Here is a 2507-nt window from a genome sequence, read left to right on the forward strand (position 1 = left end):
GGCGGTGGCCTCGCCGTTTTCCTCCCCGGCCGTGTCGGCGGCCTGCCGACACCGGAACTGTCGACGCTGACGCTGATTGCGCCTGATTTCACCGCCAAGGCGGTGATCGGGCTGGCACTGCCGCTCTATCTCGTCACCATGGCTTCGCAGAACCTGTCCGGCCTCGCCGTGCTGCGCGCCGCCGGCTACCATCCGGAGCCCGGCCCGCTGATCGGCGTCACCGGCCTGTTTTCGCTGCTGTCGGCGCCGTTCGGCGGCTCGACCACCAATCTGGCGGCGATCTCGGCGGCGATCTGCACCGGGCCGGACGTCCACCCCGACCCCGCCGAGCGCTGGAAGACCGGGCCGTTCTATGCGCTCGCCTATCTCATCTTTGCGATTTTCGGCGCTTCGCTGGTGGCGATCTTCGCGGTGCTGCCACAGAGCCTGATCGTACTGGTGGCGGGCCTGGCGCTGATGGCGTCGCTCGCCAACGCGCTTTCTATCGCGCTGAAGGAAGAGGCGGATCGCATGGCTGCCACCGTCACCTTTGTCGTCACCGCGTCGGGTCTGACGCTGTTCGGCGTTGGCGCCGCATTCTGGGGCCTGATTGCCGGGCTGGTCGTGCTTTTCCTCGATATGATCAAAAAGCGATAAACATTTCAGATGCTTGTCCGGATTTGGCGGACATTGTCTTGAATCGCCGTTTTTCTCTTCCCATTTCGATTCCACGCAGCCGGGTTTGGCTGTCTCCAACCGAAGGAATGGGAGAAAATGAACACATCCGCATTGATCCGTCCGGCCTGGACGCCGGCAACCATCGCGTTGATGGTTGTGGGTTTCATGGTGTTCTGGCCACTCGGCTTCGCCATGCTCGCCTACATCATCTGGGGCGACCGCCTCGATGGCTTCAAGCGTGACGTCAACCGCGCGACCGACGGCATCTTCGCCGGTTGCCGCCGCGGTTCCGACAAGGCCGCGCGCTGGGGCAATGGTTCCGCCCGCACCGGCAACGTCGCTTTCGACGACTGGCGCGAAAAGGAACTTGAGCGGCTGAACGAAGAGCGCCGCAAGCTCGACGAGATGCTGACCCAGTTCGACGAATACGCCCGCGAATTGCGCCGCGCCAAGGACCAGGACGAGTTCGACCGCTTCATGGCCAACCGCAACAAGTCGACGGCGCCGACGAAGACCGATCCGAGCACCGGAACGACGACCACCAAGCGTGGCAAGGGTTCGAACCTGCTTGACGACTGAGATCCGGCGACTGGTCACATCGTGAAAAAACGGCGTCGCGCGAGCGGCGCCGTTTCTTTTTTGTTCTAGTCGTTTTTCTCGAATCGCGTATCGTCCCCCCATGACTCTCGGCTTCTTTCGCAATCTGGCAAAGCCCAAGCCCACGCCTGTCGTGGAGCGCGAATATTGCGTCGCCGGCCGCACGCTGCCGCTCAAGATCGTCGAGAGCGCCAGGGCGCGCCGAATGACGCTGCGTATCGATTCAGGCGGCCAGGGTCTGCGCATCACCGTGCCGCCAGGCCTGCGCCGCGGCGAAGTGGACAGGTTCCTCGAGCGGCATCAGGACTGGCTGGAGCAGCGACTGGCCAAGGTGCCGACGCGGCCGCAGGTGCGGCCCGGCATCAGGATCCCGGTGCGCGGCGTGCCGCACCGCATCGTCCATGAACCGTCAAAGCGCGGCACCGTCACCGTGTCGCGCGACGAACGTGGTCCGCTCTTGATCGTGCATGGCGACCGCATACATCTGCCGCGCCGCCTCGCCGATTTCCTCAAGCGCGAGGCCAAGAAGGAAATCGAGAAGCTGGTGGCCAAGCACACCGAGGCGCTTGGCAAGCGCGCCAAGGCGATCCGCTTCAAGGACACGTCAAGCCGCTGGGGGTCATGCACCTCCGAAGGCAATCTGTCCTTTTCCTGGCGCATCATGATGGCGCCGTCGCCGGTCATCAACTATCTCGTCGCGCATGAAGTGGCGCATCTCAAGGAGATGAACCACGGCCCGAAATTCTGGAAACTGTGCGAAAAGCTCTGCCCCGACACCGATCGCTGCAAGGACTGGCTGAAGCGCAATGGCGGTGCGCTGCAAGCGATCATGTTCGAGTAGATCGCTCAATCGTCGTTGGCGGCGTTCAAGTCTTCGGGCCGCAACCCCTCATCGCCATGATGCGGCCACGGCAGGAAATTGCCGTCGAACTCATCGCCGCCGAAATAGTCGAGCGCGCGGTGCGCCTCGGCGCCATTGAAGGCGGCCTTGTCGATCAGGTGCGCGATGACCTCGCGCGCCTGCGCAATCTTCTGCCTGAGTTCGGCTACGGTTCTGTCGGCCATGATCGTGCTCCCGCCTTGCGTCCTGTCCATCCATAGGTAGCGCCTTTGGCCGTGCCGGCAAACAGCATGCTTTTTCTCGACTCTTATCGCTTTTCATGCCAATTCCCGCGCCATGGCACTCGACATCAAAATCTGCGGCTTGAAGACCGACGCGGCAATGGCCGCGGCGCTGGCCGGCGGCGCCAGCC

General features: G+C 63.3%; 4 protein-coding genes. 3 read left to right on the plus strand and 1 reads right to left on the minus strand.

The window, feature by feature from the left end; translation table 11 throughout:
* The 3 genes from EN884_RS32805 to EN884_RS32815 form a co-directional block, all read left to right on the plus strand.
* Nucleotides 1-636: benzoate/H(+) symporter BenE family transporter (locus tag EN884_RS32805; protein WP_206617706.1), on the plus strand; the 636-nt coding region annotated here is incomplete at its 5' end.
* 117 nt (nucleotides 637-753) lie between these two features.
* Nucleotides 754-1236, plus strand: coding sequence for a DUF2852 domain-containing protein (locus EN884_RS32810; RefSeq protein WP_063169787.1), 483 nt, complete (start codon nucleotides 754-756; stop codon nucleotides 1234-1236).
* Nucleotides 1237-1336: 100 nt separating this feature from the next.
* The gene (locus EN884_RS32815; RefSeq protein WP_063169786.1) at nucleotides 1337-2095 is read left to right on the plus strand and encodes a M48 family metallopeptidase; all 759 of its coding nucleotides are present in this window, start codon (nucleotides 1337-1339) and stop codon (nucleotides 2093-2095) included.
* A 5-nt stretch (nucleotides 2096-2100) separates the two neighbouring features.
* On the opposite strand, the gene EN884_RS32820 is transcribed toward EN884_RS32815, so the two are convergent.
* A complete protein-coding gene (locus EN884_RS32820; protein ID WP_013528317.1) occupies nucleotides 2101-2319 on the minus strand; it encodes a hypothetical protein in 219 nt (72 codons plus the stop codon).
* Nucleotides 2320-2507: the final 188 nt, after the last annotated feature.

This window comes from Mesorhizobium sp. M7A.F.Ca.AU.001.01.1.1 (genome assembly GCF_004022735.1).
Classification (GTDB): domain Bacteria; phylum Pseudomonadota; class Alphaproteobacteria; order Rhizobiales; family Rhizobiaceae; genus Mesorhizobium; species Mesorhizobium ciceri.

Coding starts and splice junctions, on each gene's coding strand:
- EN884_RS32810 (WP_063169787.1), top strand. CDS start 754: ATGAACACATCCGCATTGATCCGTCCGGCCTGGACGCCGGCAACCATC.
- EN884_RS32815 (WP_063169786.1), top strand. CDS start 1,337: ATGACTCTCGGCTTCTTTCGCAATCTGGCAAAGCCCAAGCCCACGCCT.
- EN884_RS32820 (WP_013528317.1), bottom strand. CDS start 2,319: ATGGCCGACAGAACCGTAGCCGAACTCAGGCAGAAGATTGCGCAGGCG.